The sequence below is a fragment of the Pontibacterium granulatum genome, assembly GCF_029961155.1.
Classification (GTDB): Bacteria; Pseudomonadota; Gammaproteobacteria; order Pseudomonadales; family Balneatricaceae; genus Pontibacterium; species Pontibacterium granulatum.
In genome coordinates this window covers 18,980-39,718 of sequence record NZ_JASBRH010000013.1, presented here as the reverse complement: position 1 = coordinate 39,718, position 20,739 = coordinate 18,980, and the positions used below count along the sequence as shown (strand labels likewise).

Here is a 20,739-nt window from a genome sequence, read left to right as displayed (position 1 = left end):
CAAGTCGTAAAACAGAAGGATGCCTATCGGTGTCTGGGTATACGGTTTCAACTCAGGTAAACAGTGTATGAGCAGACAGCCGCTCGTTACGTTCTTTGTGATGTTGCTGTTCGCCTTGCCCCTGTGGGCGGATGAATGGAATGAGCTGACGGACAAAGAACGGGCTTGGTTAAAGCAGCACCCGGTTATCCGATTGGGCGTTGATCCCCAGTGGCCGCCGTTTGAGTATCTGGACGGTGGTGAATACAAAGGGTTGGCAGCAGATTATATTGGCCTCATCAGCGAACGCCTCGGCGTTAAGATGGTGGTAACCCCCAATCTTACATGGCCGGAGGTGTTGAAGGCGGTTAGGTCGCGTGATGTCGATCTGTTGCCTGCGGCTATGCCTACAGATGCCCGGCGCCAGTATCTGGATTTCACCTCCACCTACCTCAACTTTCCAATGGTCATCATCAGTCAACGTAATCACAGCGCCATTGGAGGATTAAGCGCGTTACGTGGTTCCAGCGTGGGTGTCGTCAATCAATACGTTTCGCACGAGCTATTGAAAAAGAACCATCCCGAGTTGTATCTGGTACCGACCAAGACTCTGGCGCAGGGGCTGGAAAAGCTGGCGCTGGGGGAGATTGACTACTTTGTGGGTAATCTGGCCTCCGCCACCTATATGATACGTACCCTTGGGCTAACCAATCTGCAGGTTGCTGCGCATACTCCTTATTCGTTTCAGCTAGGCATGGCTGTGCGCAAGGACTGGCCGGAGCTGGTATCGATCTTAAATAAATCTCTTATGACCATCAGTGATCGACAACACCGGGCGGTACAAAGTAGCTGGTTTACGCTGCCTACCGCAGTGGAGGAGCGTTTTCTGACATTTATCGCGGTCGTGCTCGCTGTCGCAGTGGTGTGCGTGCTGATGGTTGTACTCTCGCTCGTCTGGATAGGGCGATTGAGATTTGAGGTAACTGAACGAAAAAAGGCTGAACTGGCTCTGCGCCTGAATGAAGCCAAGCTGCTCGATTCGCAGCGCATCGCACGGATTGGTTCGTGGCAATGGTGTCCGGATACGCACGAAGCGCACTGGAGTGATGAGGTTTTCAGAATTCTGGGCATATCCAAAGGGGAATCGGAATTCACCTTCGAGAACTTTCTGGAGCGCGTCCCCCGGGATGATCGCACGGATGTGCGTATTGCCATCGAGCAGGCCCTCGATTTGGGTAGCAGGATGTGTCTGGAGCATCGCATCATGATGGACAGCGGTGAGCTGCGGCATGTGGAGCTACAGGGGCGCCTGCAATCCGAAATAGGCCGGCTGGACGGTACCATTCAGGATATCACCGAGCGGAAACGGATTGAGCTGTTTTTCAGAGGGCTGTCGGAGGATGTCGCAGGCCTGAGTGGTGAAAAGTATTTCGAGGCGATGGTCTGCTTCTTGTGTCGTTCGTTTGGTTGTTCGTACGCCATCATCGGCAAGTTGCTCTCCGATAGCACCGGCGAAGTGCGCACGCTGGCGGTTTATGCCAACGGTAAACACCCGGATAACTTCAACTACCTGCTGGCAAACACCCCGTGTGAGAACGTCATTCAGAATCGGGCCTGTGTCTATCCCCAGGATGTCCAACAGTTGTTTCCCAATGATCAGATGCTGGTTGAGATGGGCGTTGAGAGCTATGCCGGTGTGCCGCTGCACGATACGGCCGGACAGTGTGTGGGGGTGGTGGTTTTACTGGATGAGAAACCGCTAAAAGGTATCGAAAGCATTGGCTCGCTGCTGCAAATAGCCTCGACCCATGTCAGTGCTGAGCTGCAACGGCAAATTCTGGTTAGCCAGCTGCAGATGACGGCGAGTGTATTCGAAAATACGCGCGAAGGTATTCTTATTGCGAATGCTGAGCGGCGTGTGGTGAAGGTGAATCGCGGCTTTACGGAAATTACCGGCTTTAGCGAGTCTGAAGTGATTGGTTTAAAACCGGATGAGTTGTTTTGTACAAGCCATCATGACGATCGATTTATCGAGCAGCTCTGGTGGCAGGTAAACCAGGCTGGCTCCTGGCAGGGCGAAGTCTGGAATCGCAGTCGGAAGGGAGTGGTGTTCCCCTGCTTGCAAAGTATTGAGCAGGTTGTGGATGAAGAAGGGGGGGTACAGCAGTACATCAGCGTATTCACCGATATTACCGAGCAGAAGCGTTCGGAAGAGCGTATCCAGTACCTTGCCCACTACGATGTGTTAACCGGGTTGCCCAATCGTATTCTCTTTAATGACCGCTTGAAACATGCGATTGAACGTGCGACCCGTCAGGAAAGCATGCTGGGTGTGCTCTTCATCGACCTGGATCGCTTTAAATATGTAAACGACACGTTGGGTCACGATCAGGGGGATAATCTCCTCAAACTGGTCGCTACACGCCTGAATGCCTGTGTACGCCAGGCAGACACCGTGGCTCGTTTGGGTGGGGATGAGTTTACGGTTTTGCTGGAGGACATCGAGCGCCCCGATATGCTGGCGTCCATAGCGGATAAGATCAAAGACTCGCTCAACCAACCGATCGACCTGAGTGGGCATCAGGCTGTTGTGGGGTGTTCCATCGGTCTCAGTGTCTTTCCTGAAGATGGTTGTTCGTCTGATCAGTTACTTAAGCATGCCGATACGGCGATGTACTCGGCAAAAGAAAGTGGACGTAATACCTATGCATTCTATTCACCGGAGCTGAGTCAGAGTAGCCATGAACACTTCCGACTGGAACAGGAGCTGCGAAAGGCAATTGAGCAGCAGCAATTGATATTGCAGTACCAGCCGATGATTGAAACCGGCAACGATAAGGTAGTCACTGTCGAAGCGCTGGTACGCTGGCAACGACCGGACGGTGAACTGGTTTCGCCGGACAAGTTCATTCCTCTTGCTGAGGAAACTGGTCTGATCGTGCAGATGGGGGAGTGGATACTGAACAGTGCCTGTGCCCAAGCCCGATACTGGAGTAAGCAGGGAATAGAGATAAAAGTGGCTGCGAACATATCGGGCATACAGATTATGCGCAGGGATTTTGTGGATCAGGTGGAGAGGGCGCTCACGGCCAGCGGATTGTCACCGGCGCTGTTGGAACTGGAAGTCACAGAAAGTTATGTGATGAACACCAGCGATGGAGGTGTAATCGAAGCGTTGACGAAGTTGCGTGAGCTGGGCGTTAGTATATCGATCGACGATTTCGGCACGGGGTATTCGTCACTGAGCTATCTCAAGCAATTGCCGGTCGATGTGCTGAAGATTGATCGTTCCTTTATCAGCGATATTCCTCAGGATTCGGACGATGAAAAGATAGCCTCGGCGATCATCGCGATGGCTAAAAATCTCGGGCTGAAGGTGGTGGCCGAAGGGGTTGAAACGGATCAGCAGCTTCAATTCCTACGGGCCCGTGGCTGCGATCTGGCGCAAGGGTACTACATTGCGCGTCCGATGCCACCGGAAGAGGTGGAGGCGTTTCTAGCCCGTAAACGAAGCCAGGCTTATGCCATCTCCTGACAACTGTCATTCATTCGTTTGTATTCTTCAAACAGTGCCCGAGGGACCGGGCGGCTGAACAGGTAACCCTGGAAGCTGTTGCAGTTACGTCGCTGCAGGCAGGCTTTCTGAGCCTCTGTCTCTACCCCCTCCGCAATCACGCCAATGCCCAAATTATGGGCCATGGCGATGATCGCTTGCACAATCGCCAGGTCATCCGGGTCATCGGTAATGTTGCGGACAAAGGAGCGGTCAATTTTCAACTGATCCACGGGCAGGTGTTTCAGGTGGAATAGAGAGGAGTAGCCGGTGCCAAAGTCATCAATTGCGAAGTGAATACCCAGTTCCTTTAGTTGCATCATCTTATCGGCGGTGCTTTCAACATCGTTCAGCACAGCACTTTCAGTTAGCTCCAATTTCAGCAAGTCAGGACTAGCCCCAGTCTCTTGAAGAATGCGCTCGACCGTCGCTACAAAATCCGGTGCGCTGAACTGGTGGGCACTTACATTGACGGACAGGGTGAGTGTATTCAATTCGGGGTCTGTGGCCCAAAGTGTAAGCTGTTTGCAGGCCTGCTCCATTACCCAGGTACCCACCTGTACAATCAGCCCAGTCTGTTCGGCAAGAGGAATAAATTGTGCGGGCGGAATCATGCCTTTTAACGGGTGGTTCCAGCGTAGCAGGACTTCAGCGCCTGTTGCTTCGCCATGCTGAACCTGAACCTGGAAATAAAGTTCCAGTTGGTCTTCGGTAAGTGCACGTCTCAGCTCTGTTTCGATTTCGGCCTGCAGGTACAGCTCCTGTTGAATCTTCGGATCGAAGAAGCGCAAGGTGTTGCGACCGGATTCCTTTGCCTGATACATGGCAACGTCGGCGCGTTTTAGGAGGTCCTTGGCGCTCTTGTCACGATGATCGAATAGGCTCAGGCCGATGCTGGCAGTACCATGATAGTCGCCTTGCTTGAGGCGGTAGGGTTCATTCAGAGCCGCAACCACTTTTTCTGCAACCAGTTCGGCGTCCGATGCTGCCTGTTGATAGTCCTGATTCAGCTCTTCCAGAATGATAATAAATTCATCCCCGCCCAGGCGGGCTACGGTATCAACCTCACGGACACAGCTGCGCAGGCGCTTGGCAACCTCCACAAGCAGGCTATCCCCTACGTCATGACCGCGGGTGTCGTTGAGGGTTTTGAAGTTGTCCAGGTCGATAAACATCAGCGCGCCAAGCTGTGTGCGTCGTTTGCGTAGCATGAGTGACTGCTTCAAACGGTCCAGTAGCAGCCGTCGGTTGGGTAAGCCCGTTAGGGAGTCATAAAATGCCAGGTTGTGTATATCCGCTTCCGCCTGCTTGCGCTGGGTAATATCCATGAAGGCAGCCACATAGTTGGTGACTTTTTCCTGGTCGTCGGTAACCGCGGTTATGGTCAGCCATTCAGGGTAAATTTCGCCATTCTTTCGTTTGTTCCAGATCTCGCCCTGCCAGTACCGGTTCTCATCAAGGTCGTGCATCATTTTGTCGTAGAACTCCCGGTCGTGGCGCCCGGAACTCAGCAGGGATGGTCTTTTGTTCACGACCTCTTCGGCGCTGTAGCCTGTGACTTCGCTAAAAGCGTTGTTGACGCGCAAAATCTTATGATCGGTATCGGTGATGATCATGCCTTCCTGCGAGTTAAAAGCAGTGGCCGCGATATGGAGTTCCTGTTCCGCTTTCTTGCGGTCAGAGATATCCCGCGACAATACAACAAATCGCGGCGCTTCATCAGCACGGGTGTGACGGCGGGCGATGGAGAGTTCGTAGCAGCGGGGGCCGTCCTTGCCGTTGAGGGTGATCTGGGTGCCGTGGTTTCGGCCGTTGATCTTGGCATCCTGCAGGGCCTGAAGCAGCGCATCACAGGCTTCAGCTGGCATAATTTGTTCGATGTGATGGGTCAGGATGGGTGCTGACTGAGCGTCGCGTCCGGTTTTGGTGATCTGACTGCAGTCGTAGTAATGCCCATCCAAATCAATCTCAAACAGTTGATCCGGAATAGTTTTCAGTGTCGCCTGCAACTGGTCTGCCGTACGACGGTGTTTTAATTCGCTGGCACGCAGGGCTTCTTCCGTTTCTTTACGGGTCCGCTGGTGGCTAAGGGCCATACACAGCAGCACGGTCACGGCCGGGTAGAGCAGCAAGACCGGCAATGTGATGCCTGAAGTGACGCCAATGGCGATACTCTCAGGCAGGAAAATAAGGGTTATCAATAGCATGACCAGATGGACTACCAGGCCAAAGATATACAGTTCGGTCCAGTGTAACGTCCGCCCTTGGGTGTTGCGGTAGTGGCGCCAGATTAAACCAATGGCCCCGGACGAGAGAATAAAGGCGATACCTGCCAGCATCCCCTGGCCACCCTCCAAAATGCGAAACAGTACCGTAAACAGGGCTGTCACAAGGGTGGGGATCAGGCCAAAGAACAGACCTGCTGTAGACAGCAGAACCGAGCGACTATCAATGATCACTCCATCCGTGATCTGCATCGGGGTGGCCATGATCGCAATACCGATAAGTCCCAACGCGATACCACTGAAATGTGACTTATAGGGAATGGATGCGCGTGAAGACAGCAGCACCGCATCGTAGATGGCGCCCATGGCCAACAGGAGTGCCGCGTTATTCGCTAATGCAAAATATGTAGAGTCATACATCATCATTCGGATCGTCTAGCGCAACCTTGCCCGTGTTTGAATTCCGTTTCGTGTATGTCGATACAGAAGGTGTATCCAAGAGCGGAATCGCCGCCAAAAAGCACTACAGATACTAGTAGATTCAAACAGTGGTGGCTATTGCAAAGAGTAGGCGGATGGGTGGTTTTGCGTTTGGTTATGCTGCGCTTTTTGCAGGATTATTTTGTTAAAATACTGAAAAGTAAGGTTTTTTTAATTTTTTCTAACGGGGTATTTTTGATTTTTTAGAGTGTTGATCTGGATCAATTAAAACGCATGTCGGCTCTTGGAATAAAATGGAACGCCCTGCGCTTGGCAGGGCGTACGACCATGAGAGGATACACGCTTTCGTTTAGTTCAGGCCTGTAAAGATATTACTGGCGTTGTTGATAGTATCCAGCAGCTTTTCTGAGGAGCGGTTTACCAGGCCCGGCACAAACGTATCTCCCTTTGCGAGCTGCACCCTTTTGAACTGGCGTTTGATCTTCTTGAGTGCAGCAGCCGATTTATCCGCATCGATGTTGACAGGGACAATGCCTTCCATCAGGTCCATTGTTTTCTGAAAGTCGGCGTAGCTTTTCTCGTAACTACTGCGGTATTTGTCCTGATAACCCCAGGCCATCAACGCGTATGTGCCCGCGATTCTCTGGCTCAGCATCGCCTGACGACCGCTGAGTTGGATCAACTTGCTGTTTGCCGGTTGATTGGCGGCGATGATGGAGTTGATCACCTGGGTCGAGCCTTGCAGCAGCGCATCAAATTGCTCACGCACATTTTCCACGCTGGTTTTACTCGGAGCCTTGGTCAGCTCGGGTTTTGCCTTTTCCCACAGTGTGGTTACGGCACTTAGGCTTGCGCGGGTGGTGTCATCATTGGCGAAGTTACGCAGCTCGCTCATATGATTCTCAAAGGCCGAGATCGTTTCCTGCAGCTCGGCGTCAGCTTTGCGTGCCCGTATGTCTTGGCCGACAAGTGCGTAGTTTTTCAGCATTCGTTGGGTATACATGCGGGCTTCGCTGGCTTTTAACAGGGCCTCTTCCGGTGAGGCTATTTCGGCACGGGCACTACCTGCTAAGCCCAAGCTAAGCAGGGTAAACAAGGTGCCGATCATCGTGAGAATATTCTTATTGTTCATCATCTTCACTCTGACATTTAAATTCCTAAGACAGGGCTATCCCAGCTGGTTTTGAATCCGGCTAAGCAGGCCCTCCTCGGTCCAGGGTTTGGTTAGATACTCGGAAACACCCGCGGCCGTGGCCTCCTCGCGATGTTTCTCAGTAGATCGGGAGGTGATCATGATCACTGGAAGATCCTGAGTCGCCGCATTGTTGCGAAGCGCGGACGACAGCTCGATACCGGACATACGTGGCATCTCCAGATCGGTCAGGACAAGGTCGGGTGGATCTTTACGAATCTGGTTCAGTGCATCCAGGCCGTCAATCGCGGTGGAGACTTCGTAACCGGTATCCTTCAGCAGTGTTGCCAATGATTTGCGGGCACTGATCGAATCATCTACAACCATCAGTTTCGGCAGTTCCGGCACAGAATGTTGCTCCAGCAACTCCTGGTATTCGATGCGGGAAGACTGCTGATGCAGGATGCGGGATGGTAAGTCGATAATCGGTGCGGCTTCACCGTTGGCCAGTATGGTGACACCTGGGATACCCGGGATATCCGGTACGTACTCACCCATCTCTTTAAAGACGAGCTCGCGGTGGGCAACAATCTCTTTCACCATCAGGGCGACTTTTTCGCCCTGACCCAGGTTGATGATCAGCACCGGATGGATGGCGCCCTCGGTGTATTCACCACGGGGTTCGGCCAGCAGCATCTCGAGGCTCAGCAGCGGATATTCCTCTTCGCCCACCACGAAACGCTCGCCGCTTTCACTATCGTGACGCTCGCCGTCGAGTGAAAGAATACTCTGTTCGATACCGTGGCTGGACAGGGCGACGAGCTGGCGGCCTGCACGCACCAGCAGAGCCCGGATCATCAGGGAGCTGGACGGCATCTTCAGCTCAAAGTGTGAGCCCTGGCCACGTTCGGAGTCTATTTTCAAAGTGCCCTGCATACGCATGATCTGCTGGTATACCACGTCCATGCCGATGCCGCGCCCCGAGAGCTGGCTGACTTCGTCGCGGGTAGAGAAACCCGGTACCAGAATCAGACGTTGCAATTCCGCATCGCTGAGCAGGGTGTGCTCTTCAATCAGGCCTTTCTCACTTGCTACACGGCGGATTTTATCGGTATCGATGCCAGCGCCGTCATCGCTACAGCTCACCAGAATCTGATCGTTTTCCTGCACAAAGCGCAGGGTCAGGTTGCCTTCCTCCGGCTTGCCAGACGCTACGCGCTCTTCCGGTGTTTCCAGGCCGTGGTCGACCGCATTACGGATGATATGCATTAGTGGGTCGGTCAGCTGGGCCAGGATCTGGCTATCGATCTGTACCTCGTCACCCTCAATCACCAGGCGAGCCTGTTTACCGGCGGCACGGCAAGCTTGGCGCATGATGCGCTGTACACGGGAACTGATTGATTTCACGGCAACCAGTCGGGTGCTGAGGATATTTGCCAGGTTCTCTTTTTGCAGGCCCGTCTGGGTTACGTGCAGATCGGTCAGGTTACGGATCTGTTCATCCATTTCTTGCTCGACTTCACGAACGTCGGCGGCAGATTCATGCAAACGGGAGAGACTGGTGTGCATCTCGTTGTAGTTGTCCATCTCCAGCGGGTCGAAACCTTCGGAGGCCGGATCAAGCTCGGGATGCAGGGTGTAGTATTCGTTTAACTGCTGCTCCAGTTCGAAGATGATTCGCTGCAAGTGACGCTGACGTTCACGATTTACGCGGGTCAGGGTGCGCAGTTGGGTGATCGCCTCGTCAACTTGGGAGGTCAGGGTGTTGGATTCCCCGGTAATACGGAACAGGGTATCCAGCAGTGACTGCGGCACGCGCAGGAAGTTTTCTTCACGGCGTATCTGGCTATTGTTGGCTTCAACAGCCGGTGTTGCAGCGCTTTCCGCCTCGGCTTTCGCAGCGGGAGCTTCAGATCCTGCACGTTCACCCTGGGCGGCATTGGCGCCTTCGGTTTTCAGCAGATAGGACCAGTCCAGAACGGTTTGCAGGACCTCTAGAGCATCCTCCGGAGGCGCTGCATGTGCGGTCACCGATTCACCCATCGCTGCCAGGCAGTCGGCTGCTTCCAGCAGGTCGTCCTTCAGCTGAATGCCCGGCAGGGATTGACTGTCCACCAGGATATCGAGGATGTCCTCCATGCTATGGGTGAGGTTGGCCAGCCCCTGAATGCCGGCCATGTTACCCAGCCCCTTGATCGTGTGAGCCGTACGACGGGCAGTATCCAGATCGGTCAGGCTGTCTGTTTCGATCATCTGCTGTAGGTTGCTTAGCAGATCTTCAATCAGCGTTGGCAGCTCGGCCACCAACATATCAAACAGGTTTGGATCGAGATCATCCTGCACCGTGACGCTGATGTCGTCTGCGGTTGCGTTTTGTTTGGTGATATCGTCAACGGTGCGCACCGAAGCCAGTGCCAGCATGCCACGCAGAAAGGCGGCTTGCTCCTCGGTCAGAGGACATGGCAGGTCAGGGCTGGTGCACAGGTCGACCAGGGTATTCTGGACCTGCTGATTTTCGATCTCGCCAAGATGCTGCTGCACGGTTCGCAGACATTGAGTGACTTGTTCGTAAGTATCAGCGGGCTGGCTGTCCTGTCGATCTAGCAGCGACAGATTCAGTTCCAGGCCGCCCAGCAGGATGTGAATGCCCCGCAGGTGCAATGTGTCCAGCGCGCGGCTAATTGGGGTCAGAGCCTCAATGGTGTCGGATAGTAGACTGCTCTCATTGGTGCTGCTTTGCTGCCAGCGTTCAACCAGTGCGCTGAGCGATTCGGTCAGCATCTGTAGCACGGCGGGGTCGACGTTAGGGCCGGTTTCTTCCAGTAGGCTGAAGTCGATTTCGCAGAATGTATGCGCTTGATCCGTGTTTGCTGAAGTCTGCCCTGCGAGCGTACTTTCCACAGCAGTTACTTCTTCCAACTGCACCAACGTATCGATCTCAGCGTCGAGCTGCAGGCGCTGACGGTCCTCGTCGAGTAGCTCTGCCAGGAACTCGATATCGTCGCTACCTACCGGCTCCGGCCAGCTGTCGTCTCTGAGCGAGACCAGAAACACCGTGGCACTCTCGTCTGACGGTGTGCGTAAAAGGGTTGTGAACGCTTCAGTCAGATTCTGACGGAGTGTGTGGTCGCTGGTGTCCTGGTCCAATAGCTCGGCGGCGAGGGCACAGCTGTCAGCGAAACCTGAAAGTTCCTCTTCACTGAAGCGGTCAACCAAGTCGTGCAGGATGTTGATCTGATCAGCGTTGTTTTCAGCTGAAGTGAACAAACGAGCGGCTTCTTCAGTAAGTGACTCTTCTATAGGTGTCTCTTCTGAAGGTGACTTTGGCTGAGTTCCGGATTGTGTTTCCGCTTCCGGCTTTGTTTGTAGTTCAACAGGCGTGTGCGCGGTGCTTTTTAGCTCGGTAGCGCGTTCTGGCAGTATCTCCTCTACCAAATGTACTTCGTCCAGCTCGATCACATCTTCGGCTTCGTCTGCTCTGTTCAGGCGTTGAATATCGTCCTGCAGGATTTCGGCGAGAAACTGGGTGTCATCGCCGGCGACAGGTTCCGGCCAAGCACTGTTGCCCAACAGTGACGTGATCTGCCCGATGGCTGTCTGGTTACCCCGGCTCAGTGCGTTAAACGCGCCGCTCGCTTCAACCATCAGATCCAGCGCGGTCTGCTCGCTGGGATAACGTTCGTCCGGGCAGATCTGGCTGAGTAGTTCACCGTAGAGAGCGAGGGCATCGGCAAGGCCAGCCAGGTCGGCCTCGCTGGCATCATCGATCAGTGTATACAGGCGCTCGGACAGCGCCTGATAACATTGTGCTGTTTCATCACCCGAGCTGCAGAGATACGCCCGTTGGCAATCAAAAAGCTGTGCAACCTCAGTACGTGCATCAAACGACATAGTTACCACCTCTAACTGGTCCTGATCGGTGATCAGGACGCAGCAAGTTTAAACACGCTGATGGAACGCTGAAGTTCTTCTGCCGCTTGTACCAGCTCGTCAGACAGCTGTGCCTGCTGCTGCATCTCGGCGTTGGTTGCGTTGGAGGTTTCACCGATGTTGTTCGCACGTTCACGCAGCTGCTCGGCCACTTTGGCCTGCTTCACGGAGTTTTGTGCGATGCGCATTACGGAGTCTACCAGGGTCTGTGTAGTGGCACGGGTTTCATCCATACGCTCACCCGCTTCCTCTGCCAGACGGGTACCCTCGACAACGTCGGTGATTACAGTGTTCATTACGTTGATGGTGTCGGCCGTCTCAAGCTGGATGTTGTTCACCAGGCTTTCGATCTCCGCGGTTGCTTCACGGGAGTTCTCCGCCAGACGCTGTACCTCGTCTACAACCACCATCAGACCACGACCGGCTTCACCGGCAGATGCGGCGTGCATACTCGCGTTCAGGGACAATACGTGGGTACGTTCGGAGATGTTGTTGATCAGGTTTACGATACCGCCGATCTCCTGGGAACGTTCCCCCAGGCGTTTAATACGTTTTTCCGCCTCGTGAATGGTCTGGCGGATCTTCGTGATACTGTTGATTGTCTGGGATACGGAATCCATCGCCGTTTCGGAGGTCTTGATCGCTTTCTGGGAGGCGTTGTTGGAGAGCAACGCCAGCTTGGAGATCAGTTCCATCGCCTTGATCGCAGAGTCCAGACCCTGCAGGGTTTCGAGGATCTCCTCCTGCTCACGGGTTGCATAGTTCAGCACGGTTTCAGACTGCGATTTTACCTGCACCGATGCGTTGTTTACGCGGTTGGATACGGCATTTACATCGTGCAGTACCGATTCGATCGAAGATGCCAGCTGGTTGATGGAGTCGGCTATCGCGCCGGTTACGTCTTCCGCTACCGGTACACGTACGGTCAGGTCCCGCTGACTGATTCGGAATACGTTCTGGATCAACTCGATGATGGAGCTGTTAAGGCGACGGTTCTCTTCCTCTTTTTCGGACAGTGCGTGCTCTTTCTCATCCAGAAGGGCGTCAAGAATGGTCGCCAGCTGACCCAACTCGTCGCGGGTCTCTAGTTCGCTTCGCGCGGTTACGTCGCCTTCACGTACGCGGTTTACCGTTTGCTGAATGCGGTTGATTGGGTCGATTACACCGTATTTTGCGATCGACATTGCGACTGCCATCGCCACGATCATCAGGCCCATGGAGAGAAAGAAGTAGGTTACCATGTCCAATCTATCGGCAGCCTGCTGATCTTCGTTCTGCATCTTGTAAACGCCGGTGAGCTTATTCAGTTCTTCGATCGCCGGTACCAGTTTCTGAATAATAAAGTTCACCCGATTGAACTGGATGGCACTTCGGTCGATGGCTGTAGACAGTTCATTAAACAACGCTTGCGCTTCACGCATATTTTCCAATACCGCCACCTTGTTCTGCTGGTAGCTCGTTACCTTGGCTGCTTCAAGCTGGTTGATTAGCCGGGTCAGGTTTTTGTTCACGTCGGAGCTGGTCACCTCCACACCGCCGCTGGCAATATATTCGTCGATGGCGCTGCGGGTTTGGTCGAACTGTTCACGCAGCCATGTACGTTCCAGCCAAATGATCAGTGCGTCCGTTGCCCACAGCAGGCCCCGCAGCTCTTTGGCGATACCTTCGTCAGAGGTTAGACCTGCTTCTATTAAAGCTTCGGAGCCGTCGTAGAAGGTGTCCTGATAGTCATCTATGATCGCTTGGAACTGTTTGATCTGCTGCTTATCTTCCTCGCTACGCAGGAGGCTCTGCAGTCGGAGGAGCTTGTCATCGATCACACTGGTAGCAACGTTAAACTGGTTCAGCTGTTCCAGATCTCGGTCGATCTGGAAGCTTTTTTCATAGAAACGGGCACGGGCGATGTTGATCTCGACGCCGTTGATCAGTGTGGTGAATTCGGCCAGCTCGTTAGATCGGACCTGCGCTTTTTCCTCGATTACGATGGTCTGATAGTAAGCCGCACCCATGAATGTCAGGCCGATTACCAGGAGGGCCAGGGACATAAAGAACTTGGTCGGTATCTTTATGTCACTGAAGCTCTCAATCTTCCTGGACTTCAATAAGCTGTCAGATTCCAAAAACGAACTCATTACCTTCGTACCTCGTCAGAGTTTATCTGTTTGCCTGTGCCGTTACAGGCGGCTACGGGGAGGGTGGCGCGGTGCCCCGTGTCATGAAAAGCGTTCTTTAACCGCCGCAAAAAACTGGCGGTGGTTCAGTTCGGCCCAGACCCTACCTTTGTGTTCAACGTACCCATGGGTGTGCGCGCGCAGCGCTTCACTCAGGTGCTTGGCGGCCGTCTCATCCAGTGGTGTTGGCGCTACAAGGGCTGCAGGGGGCTCGGACAGCAGGATGCCTACCATGTAAGGCTGCTCATCCAGCAGCAGTACCCAGCGCTTGGGTTTCTCACCGGTGTCGGTTTCACCTTCCCCAATGAGGGCTGCCAGGTCGAAGATCGGCACTGTCTCACCACGGTGGTTAATAAAACCGCTGAACCAGATTGGTGTAGTCGGGATGCGGCAGATACGTGGACGGCTGATCAATTCGGAGTACAGGTCGCGGGGCACCAACAGGTGATTGCTTGCCACTTCGAAACCGTGGCGGACTTCCTGAAAGTCCTCCGGGGGCTCTGTAAGATCGAACAGTTCAGCTTCCATCTACCGTCTCCTTAGGTCGTTTCTATTTTCGGGACTGATTCATTCACTCCCAAGTCGGGTGTTGCTTACAACAGTTCGCGTACGTGATTAAGAATCTCTTCGTCGTCGTATGGCTTGCCGACGACGGCTTTAGCGCCTTGCAGTTGTGCCCATACTTTGTCTGCTTCCTGGTTTTTGCTGGAAACAATCACAACAGGAATATCTTTAGTGGCGGCGTCTTGGGTGATCTGGCGGCATGCGGCAAAACCGTCGACTTCTGGCATCACCACGTCCATAAAAATCAGATCAGGTTTCTCTTCCTGCGCTTTCTGTACGCCTTCGCTGCCATTGGTGGCAACAATAACTTCTGCGTCGATAGAGTTGAGGAGTTTACAGATGTGCAATTGCTGTACTGCATCATCTTCAACTACGAGGATTTTAGGTGATGACATGTTGGGTCCCGTTCTTTTCTCTTGCTTATTCGCGTATTGGCTGATTTTTAATCAGTTCTTTTAGTCTTTTTTAAATTCAGCTACCCAATTGGATACGCGATTAATCACCTTCTGGAATTCATCCGGGTTAATCGGTTTGGTCAGGTAGGTTGAGCACCCTGACATAATGCCCTTTACCTCATCCAAAGGAGAGTTTTTGGAGGAGAGCATAATGATCGGGGTTTTCTTCAGTGCTGGCTGTTCGCGCATCCGGGAGCAGGTTTCAAACCCGTCGATACCCGGCATAACGATATCCAGAAACATAAAGTCGTATTGGTTGCTTTCCACTTTTTCCAGTGCACTTTCGCCATCATCGGCAAAGTCAATCTCAACTGCTTGTGGTAGCTTCTGTAGTTCCGTTGCCAGGGCCTGTTGCATTGCATGGCTGTCGTCCACAACCAGCACGTTATAGCCGTTGCGCTCACTGATGGTTTCTTCAGCGGCGCGGTGTGCGCTTTCCGCCTGGGCCGCATACTTCTGGAACAGGTTTTCCTTATCTTCATTTGTGCTAGCTGACTCTTCGGGATTGTACTCCTCGTTCTCGGAGGTCATCTGGTCCAGGGTGCGAACAACACGAGATGAGACAAGCGGGTAGCCCAGGTGTGAAACGCTGGTATCAGTTGGTTTCTCTTTGGAGACTATGATCAGGCGAGACTGGTAACCGCGTGGCAACGCGGCAATTGCTTCGGCGTCGAGGTTTTCGATGCCAAAGACAAGCAATAGGTCAGGTAGGTGATTAGGGTCAAACTCGGTCAGCAGGTAGCGGTTATTTTTTGAGAGCTTGAGAATTTTTTCGAGTTTAACCAGCTGGTCGGCAGGAAAACCAAACGATCCAATATTCATCTTTTATCCTGTCTGAGTACTAAATTTAGATCACCGGGCGCTGGTTAAAATATAATCAGTCTGTCCGCGCCGGAGATTAACGGCGCACCGAATTCGTGCCTAGATCAGTACAATATTATTCTTATTTTTGTTCGGTAGTTCCTCTACCGAGCTGTAAGTTTTACACCAACATAGTTGTTTAAGACAAGGTGCAATGATCAAAAATGTAAAAAAAATTAAACGCTTGTTTGCATGGTTGAAGCGCTATTTTTTGATGTGTAGCGGTAAGGCGTAGAGAGCACTTGTATTGGCAGAAATAAAAAAGCCACAGCAGGTGCCGTGGCTTTTCTGGGAGCGGCAGGAACTGATCAGGCTTTGACGTTCTGCTTCAGCAGGTCAGCAATCTGATCCAGAGCAACTTCCTGTTTGTCTTCGTCGCGGCGGCCTTTGTACTCAACGGTACCGGCCTTGATGCCACGATCGGAGATCACCACGCGGTGAGGGATACCGATCAGCTCCATGTCGGCAAACTTCACCCCCGGGCTTACTTTAGCGCGGTCATCCAGCAATACATCGTAGCCCGCTGCAGTCAGCTCTTCGTACAGACGTTCAGCTTCAGTACGCACTTCTTCGGATTTCTCGTACTTCAGTGCCACAATCGCAACGGTGAATGGTGCGATGGATTCAGGCCAGATGATGCCGCGGTCGTCGTTGTTCTGCTCGATGGCAGCCGCTACAACGCGAGTGACACCGATACCGTAACAACCCATGTCCATCACAACGGACTTACCGTTCTCGTCCAGAACGGTTGCGTTCAGGGCTTCGGAGTACTTCTGGCCCAGCTGGAAGATGTGGCCCACTTCGATACCGCGTTTGATCACCAGCTTACCCTGGCCGTCCGGGCTTGGGTCGCCTTCCACCACGTTACGCAGGTCTGCCACTTCCGGCATCTCGACGTCGCGGCCCCAGTTCACGCCGAAGTAGTGTTTGCCATCGATGTTGGCGCCTGCACCGAAGTCAGAAGACTTGGATACCGCGCGGTCGATGATGCATGGGATGTTCAGGTTTACAGGACCCAGGGAACCTGCGCCTGCGCCGATGACGTCGCGGAAGTCGTCTTCGGATGCCATGGTCAGCGGTTCAGCTACCTGAGGCAGTTTTTCGGCTTTGATCTCGTTCAGCTCGTGGTCACCACGTACGATCAGCGCAACAAAGTCCGCTTCACACTCTTCGGATGCTTGTACGATCAGAGTCTTGATGGTTTTCTCGATCGGCTGGTTGTACTTTTCGACCAGATCCGCAATAGTTTTTGCGTCTGGTGTATCAACCAGGGTCATCTCCTGAGTTGGTGCCGCCAGCTCACCTGCCGGTGTCAGGGCTTCAGCCAGTTCGATGTTCGCTGCGTAGTCGCTGGTATCGGAGAATGCGATGTCGTCTTCACCGGATTCAGCCAGTACGTGGAATTCGTGGGAAGCGTCGCCACCGATTGAGCCGCTGTCAGCCTGTACCGGACGGTAGTCCAGGCCCAGGCGGTCGAAGATGTTCACGTAGGTCTGGTGCATCACATCGTACGTTTCCTGCAGGGATTCTTTGCCGATGTGGAAGGAATACGCATCCTTCATGATGAACTCGCGGGAGCGCATCACACCAAAACGTGGACGGATCTCGTCACGGAATTTGGTCTGGATCTGGTAGAAGTTAACCGGCAGCTGCTTGTAGCTCTGCAGCTCGTTACGCACCATGTCGGTGATAACTTCTTCATGGGTCGGACCAACGCAGAATTCGCGGCTGTGGCGATCGTTTACGCGCAGCAGTTCCGGGCCGTATTGCTCCCAGCGGCCGGATTCCTGCCACAGTTCTGCCGGCTGGATCGCGGGCATCAGGACTTCCTGAGCGCCAGATTTGTTCATCTCGTCACGAACAATCTTTTCCACTTTGCGCAGGGTTTTCAGGCCCATTGGCAGCCAGGTGTACAAACCGGACGCCAGTTTACGGATCATACCAGCACGCAGCATCAGCTGGTGGCTGATAACCTCTGCGTCGGAGGGGGTCTCTTTGAGAGTAGCAATCAGATATTGGCTTGCGCGCATAAATCCTTAACCCATGAATGAATTCTGTCTTTGAAAGGCGGACATTTTAGGGTGCGGGCAGCGGCCTGCCAAGCGTTGCAATGGATCAATTAGTCCTGAGCGGGAGAAAAGGGCAGATATTTGGCTGTTTTGGCAGGGTATGTGCGCCTTTTTAAGCGCACATACCTCTGTTTAGATTAAGTCTTAAGCGCTGTTCTTCAGCATGACTTCGCGTTGTGGGAACGGAATCTCGATACCTTCCTCTTTAAACGCGTTATACAGCGCCAGGTTCACTTGATACTGCACCTCGAAATAACGTTGCGTGGGTACCCAATAACGGTAGCCGATATCCACGGAGGAGTCGCCAAACCCTTCTATACCTACCTGTGGGGCAGGTTCGGACGTTACCTCGTTAAAGCCCTCCAGGGTGCTTCGCACGACCTTGATAGCATGATTGGCATCGGCGCTGTAGCTGATACCAATACTTGCTTCCACCACTTTGTTACCAAAGGAGTTGGTGATCACCTCGCCGACAATGTGTTTGTTCGGGATCGTGATGATCTCGCCGTCTTCGGTGGAGAGCTGAGTGTAGGCCAGCTTGATCTCTTCTACGATGCCGGTGATGTCGTTGATGGTTATGGTGTTGCCAACCACAAATGGGCGCGTAAGGACGATGGTGAAGCCTGCGCCGTAGTTGGAGAAAACCCCTTGTAACGCCAAACCTGCGCTCAGGGATATTGCACCGATTGCGGCCACAAACGGGGCGACGCTGATACCGAATTTGCCCAAACAGATCACCGCGATCATGGCGATAAACAGCAGGCGTACACAGTTGGAGATAAACAGGCGCAGCGTGATGTCGATCTCATTCCGTTCGCAGATGCGCAGGGTGATGTTGCTTATCCAGCGGGCGACGATCAGGCCGATTATAAAAATGATTATCGCGCCAATGACCTGGAAACTGTAATTGACGAAAAAGTCGACGATGAGGGTGTACAAGTGGGTGAAGGCTTTAAGTTCCTCTTGCATCGCAAAGGCTCCCTGGTAGCGATTTTAGCCAGAGAACCGTCGCAGTGTGCGGAGGTCTCTAGCGTTCTGAAACAAACTGGAGCAGATCTTCCAGTTGGTGTTCATTAAACACCGGAATGCCGTTGCGTAAAAGCTCAGAGGCAGCAACACCGCTACCTTCTGTTAGCTGGCCGGAAAACGAGCCGTCATAAATTTGCGTGTTGCCGCAAGAGGGGCTGTTGGCTTTCATCAAAGCGCAGCACACCTTCTCTTTCTTCGCGCGTTCCAGTGTTTTTTCCGCGCCCAGCAGGAAGGCAGGGGTCACATCTTCACCGGTGCGATCGGTGATCAAAATTGGAAACTTGGACTGAGTTTCTGCCGGTGGGCGCGGTGTTGGTAATCCACCAGAACATTCAGGGCAGATTTTGACGAGCCGCCCCTCGTCGTTCCAACGCTGAATTACCGGGTGATCGATGAGTGAGTGACCGCCGTCGTAACGGACCGAGTCGCCCATCAGACAAGCACTTACAAGTATTTTTCCCATAACAGAGCCGTTGTTATTGTTATTGTCGCGGGCCTATTCTACTCACGCGCTAACACTCTGCAAGTTACCGAAATTGACGGAGGTCACTCAGTTTTTGATTTGGTTTCTTTTTGTACAGCAGTTTCTGTGTTATTGCCGTGAGATAATCCGTTCCACCATATTACTTTGCATGTTGGCCAGGCGAAGGGTGGAGCGATTCATCTCGAGTGTTTTCTCCGCCTCGTCTGAAACCTGGCTGGCAGCGTTGCTGATGGTGTGGATCTGCGCATTCACCTCTTGGGTGGCAGCACTCTGTTGATGGGTTGAGCTGGCAATTTCGGAAGTCATGCCGCTGATGACATCGACAGCACTCAGAATCGAGATCAGGTTATGGCCCGCTTCTTCAATGCGCTCGACTGTGGAATCAGCCAGGCTCTGACCGCTTTTTATGGCTGACGAGATGTCGCGGGTTTCTGCTTGCAGGCCCTCAATGATTTTGCCGATCTCCTGGGTGGACATACGGGTACGCAATGCGAGCGAACGGACTTCGTCGGCGACGACAGCAAAGCCACGTCCGTTCTCCCCGGCTCGCGCCGCTTCAATGGCGGCGTTCAGCGCCAGTAGATTGGTTTGCTCGGCAATATCGTGGATAACTTCGACCACCTTATCGATCTGGGAATTGCGGGCTTCCAGGCTCGTAAGGTTTTCACCGATGGTGTCTATCGCCGCATCCAGCTGCTTAATGGCATCTACTGCCTGGTGAACCACACCGGTCCCGACCTCGGCATCCTGCTGCACTCGATTGACCTGATCCAACGCGAGTTGGGTGTTTTCCGCCATATTGCTGGTAGTGGCGGTCATCTCCTCGACGGTCACCGCTATCTGTTCAAGGGCGTTGGTCTGTGCCTGCAGATTATCGAAGGTAGCGTTCATCACCTTATCGGAGGTATCGGAGCTGCGTTTGACCTCGTTTGACGCATCCTGAACGCGGCGCAAGACAGCATCCAGTTGGGACTGCAATTGGCACTGAACCAACTCAAGCTGTCCAATATCATCGGTTGAGCCGGTGTAGATTAGCTGTTTGACCGGATGGCTGACAATGCTGCGACTGGAATTCACCAGTCGCTGGAATCTACGTGTCAGCAATTTGCATCCGGTTATAGCCAGAACGGCCGACAGCGAGGCTGCAATGTATGACCCGGTGCTGGGTTGCTGCCATAGCATCCAGCCAAGTATTGGGGATAGCGATAACAGTGCAAACAGGCTGAGTCGGGTTCCAAGTTCAAACTGTTTTCTGGAAAGTGCTGGTGGGGTCTTGCCCTGAAGTCGCTGCTGGTAGATCGATTGTGCGAACCGCATGACCTGTTTCGAAGGTTGTCGATAGACAACCTGGTATTCGCTGACGGCGTCGTTCTCCAAGGTGGGAATGATGTAGGTATCCAGCCACATATCGTCACCCCGGCGGTTGCGATTAAGGATGATCCCCATCCAGGGTTGGCCGGCAGTCACCGTTTCCCATAGTTGATCAAACGGCCCCGCAGGCATCTGGGGATGGCGCAGTATTTTGATGTTCTTACCGTAAAGCTCTTCTCGGGCGTAACCGGATAACCGGCAGAAGTCATCGCTTACATAGCGGATATTGGCGTTCGGATCGGTGGTCACTACAAGAATGTCATTATCCGATGGATGTTTATTTTTATCGTTATTCATCGTGTATTCGATCTCTCCAAGTCGTTGTATCCCGTGGGAAAGTGCTGCCGCAGACTCCAGCAGGAACCGTGCCATGCAGTTCATCCAGCCCTATAAAGCCATTTCATGCGGTAAGGACGTGGGTTAACCGATTGGAGGCTTGATCATTTGATGAGATTGGAAGGGCATCGTGCTCAAT

The 20,739-nt window shown here is 53.2% G+C and carries 12 protein-coding genes; 1 reads left to right on the top strand and 11 read right to left on the bottom strand.

Going from position 1 to position 20,739, the window contains the following annotated elements; all coding sequences use genetic code 11:
* The first annotated feature begins 67 nt into the window (after positions 1-67).
* Positions 68-3,514 (top strand): EAL domain-containing protein, encoded by a 3,447-nt coding sequence (locus QKW35_RS13155; protein ID WP_282353753.1) that lies wholly within the window; start codon positions 68-70, stop codon positions 3,512-3,514.
* On the opposite strand, the gene QKW35_RS13150 is transcribed toward QKW35_RS13155, so the two are convergent.
* From QKW35_RS13150 to QKW35_RS13100, 11 genes are all read right to left on the bottom strand, one after another.
* Complete coding sequence (locus QKW35_RS13150) at positions 3,499-6,183, bottom strand: EAL domain-containing protein (protein ID WP_282353751.1); 2,685 nt, start codon at positions 6,181-6,183, stop codon at positions 3,499-3,501. The two genes, QKW35_RS13155 and QKW35_RS13150, sit on opposite strands and share 16 nt — an antisense overlap.
* Before the next feature lie 364 nt (positions 6,184-6,547).
* Complete coding sequence (locus QKW35_RS13145; RefSeq protein ID WP_282353750.1) at positions 6,548-7,333, bottom strand: type IV pili methyl-accepting chemotaxis transducer N-terminal domain-containing protein; 786 nt, start codon at positions 7,331-7,333, stop codon at positions 6,548-6,550.
* 33 nt (positions 7,334-7,366) lie between these two features.
* The gene (locus QKW35_RS13140; RefSeq protein ID WP_282353749.1) at positions 7,367-11,221 is read right to left on the bottom strand and encodes a hybrid sensor histidine kinase/response regulator; all 3,855 of its coding nucleotides are present in this window, start codon (positions 11,219-11,221) and stop codon (positions 7,367-7,369) included.
* A 32-nt stretch (positions 11,222-11,253) separates the two neighbouring features.
* Positions 11,254-13,392 (bottom strand): methyl-accepting chemotaxis protein, encoded by a 2,139-nt coding sequence (locus QKW35_RS13135; protein WP_282353748.1) that lies wholly within the window; start codon positions 13,390-13,392, stop codon positions 11,254-11,256.
* Between the two features lie 81 nt (positions 13,393-13,473).
* A complete protein-coding gene (locus QKW35_RS13130; protein ID WP_282353747.1) occupies positions 13,474-13,959 on the bottom strand; it encodes a chemotaxis protein CheW in 486 nt (161 codons plus the stop codon).
* Between the two features lie 65 nt (positions 13,960-14,024).
* Complete coding sequence (locus QKW35_RS13125; protein ID WP_282353745.1) at positions 14,025-14,390, bottom strand: response regulator; 366 nt, start codon at positions 14,388-14,390, stop codon at positions 14,025-14,027.
* Positions 14,391-14,450: 60 nt separating this feature from the next.
* Complete coding sequence (locus QKW35_RS13120) at positions 14,451-15,272, bottom strand: response regulator (RefSeq protein ID WP_282353744.1); 822 nt, start codon at positions 15,270-15,272, stop codon at positions 14,451-14,453.
* Between the two features lie 347 nt (positions 15,273-15,619).
* The gene (locus QKW35_RS13115) at positions 15,620-17,341 is read right to left on the bottom strand and encodes a proline--tRNA ligase (protein WP_282353743.1); all 1,722 of its coding nucleotides are present in this window, start codon (positions 17,339-17,341) and stop codon (positions 15,620-15,622) included.
* Positions 17,342-17,524: 183 nt separating this feature from the next.
* Positions 17,525-18,349, bottom strand: a complete 825-nt coding sequence (locus tag QKW35_RS13110) for a mechanosensitive ion channel family protein (protein WP_282353742.1) — start codon at positions 18,347-18,349, stop codon at positions 17,525-17,527.
* Between the two features lie 58 nt (positions 18,350-18,407).
* Complete coding sequence (locus QKW35_RS13105) at positions 18,408-18,872, bottom strand: 2-thiouracil desulfurase family protein (RefSeq protein ID WP_282353741.1); 465 nt, start codon at positions 18,870-18,872, stop codon at positions 18,408-18,410.
* A 129-nt stretch (positions 18,873-19,001) separates the two neighbouring features.
* Entirely contained in the window at positions 19,002-20,636 is a 1,635-nt protein-coding gene (locus QKW35_RS13100) for a methyl-accepting chemotaxis protein (protein ID WP_282353740.1), read from the bottom strand.
* Positions 20,637-20,739 lie beyond the last annotated feature (103 nt).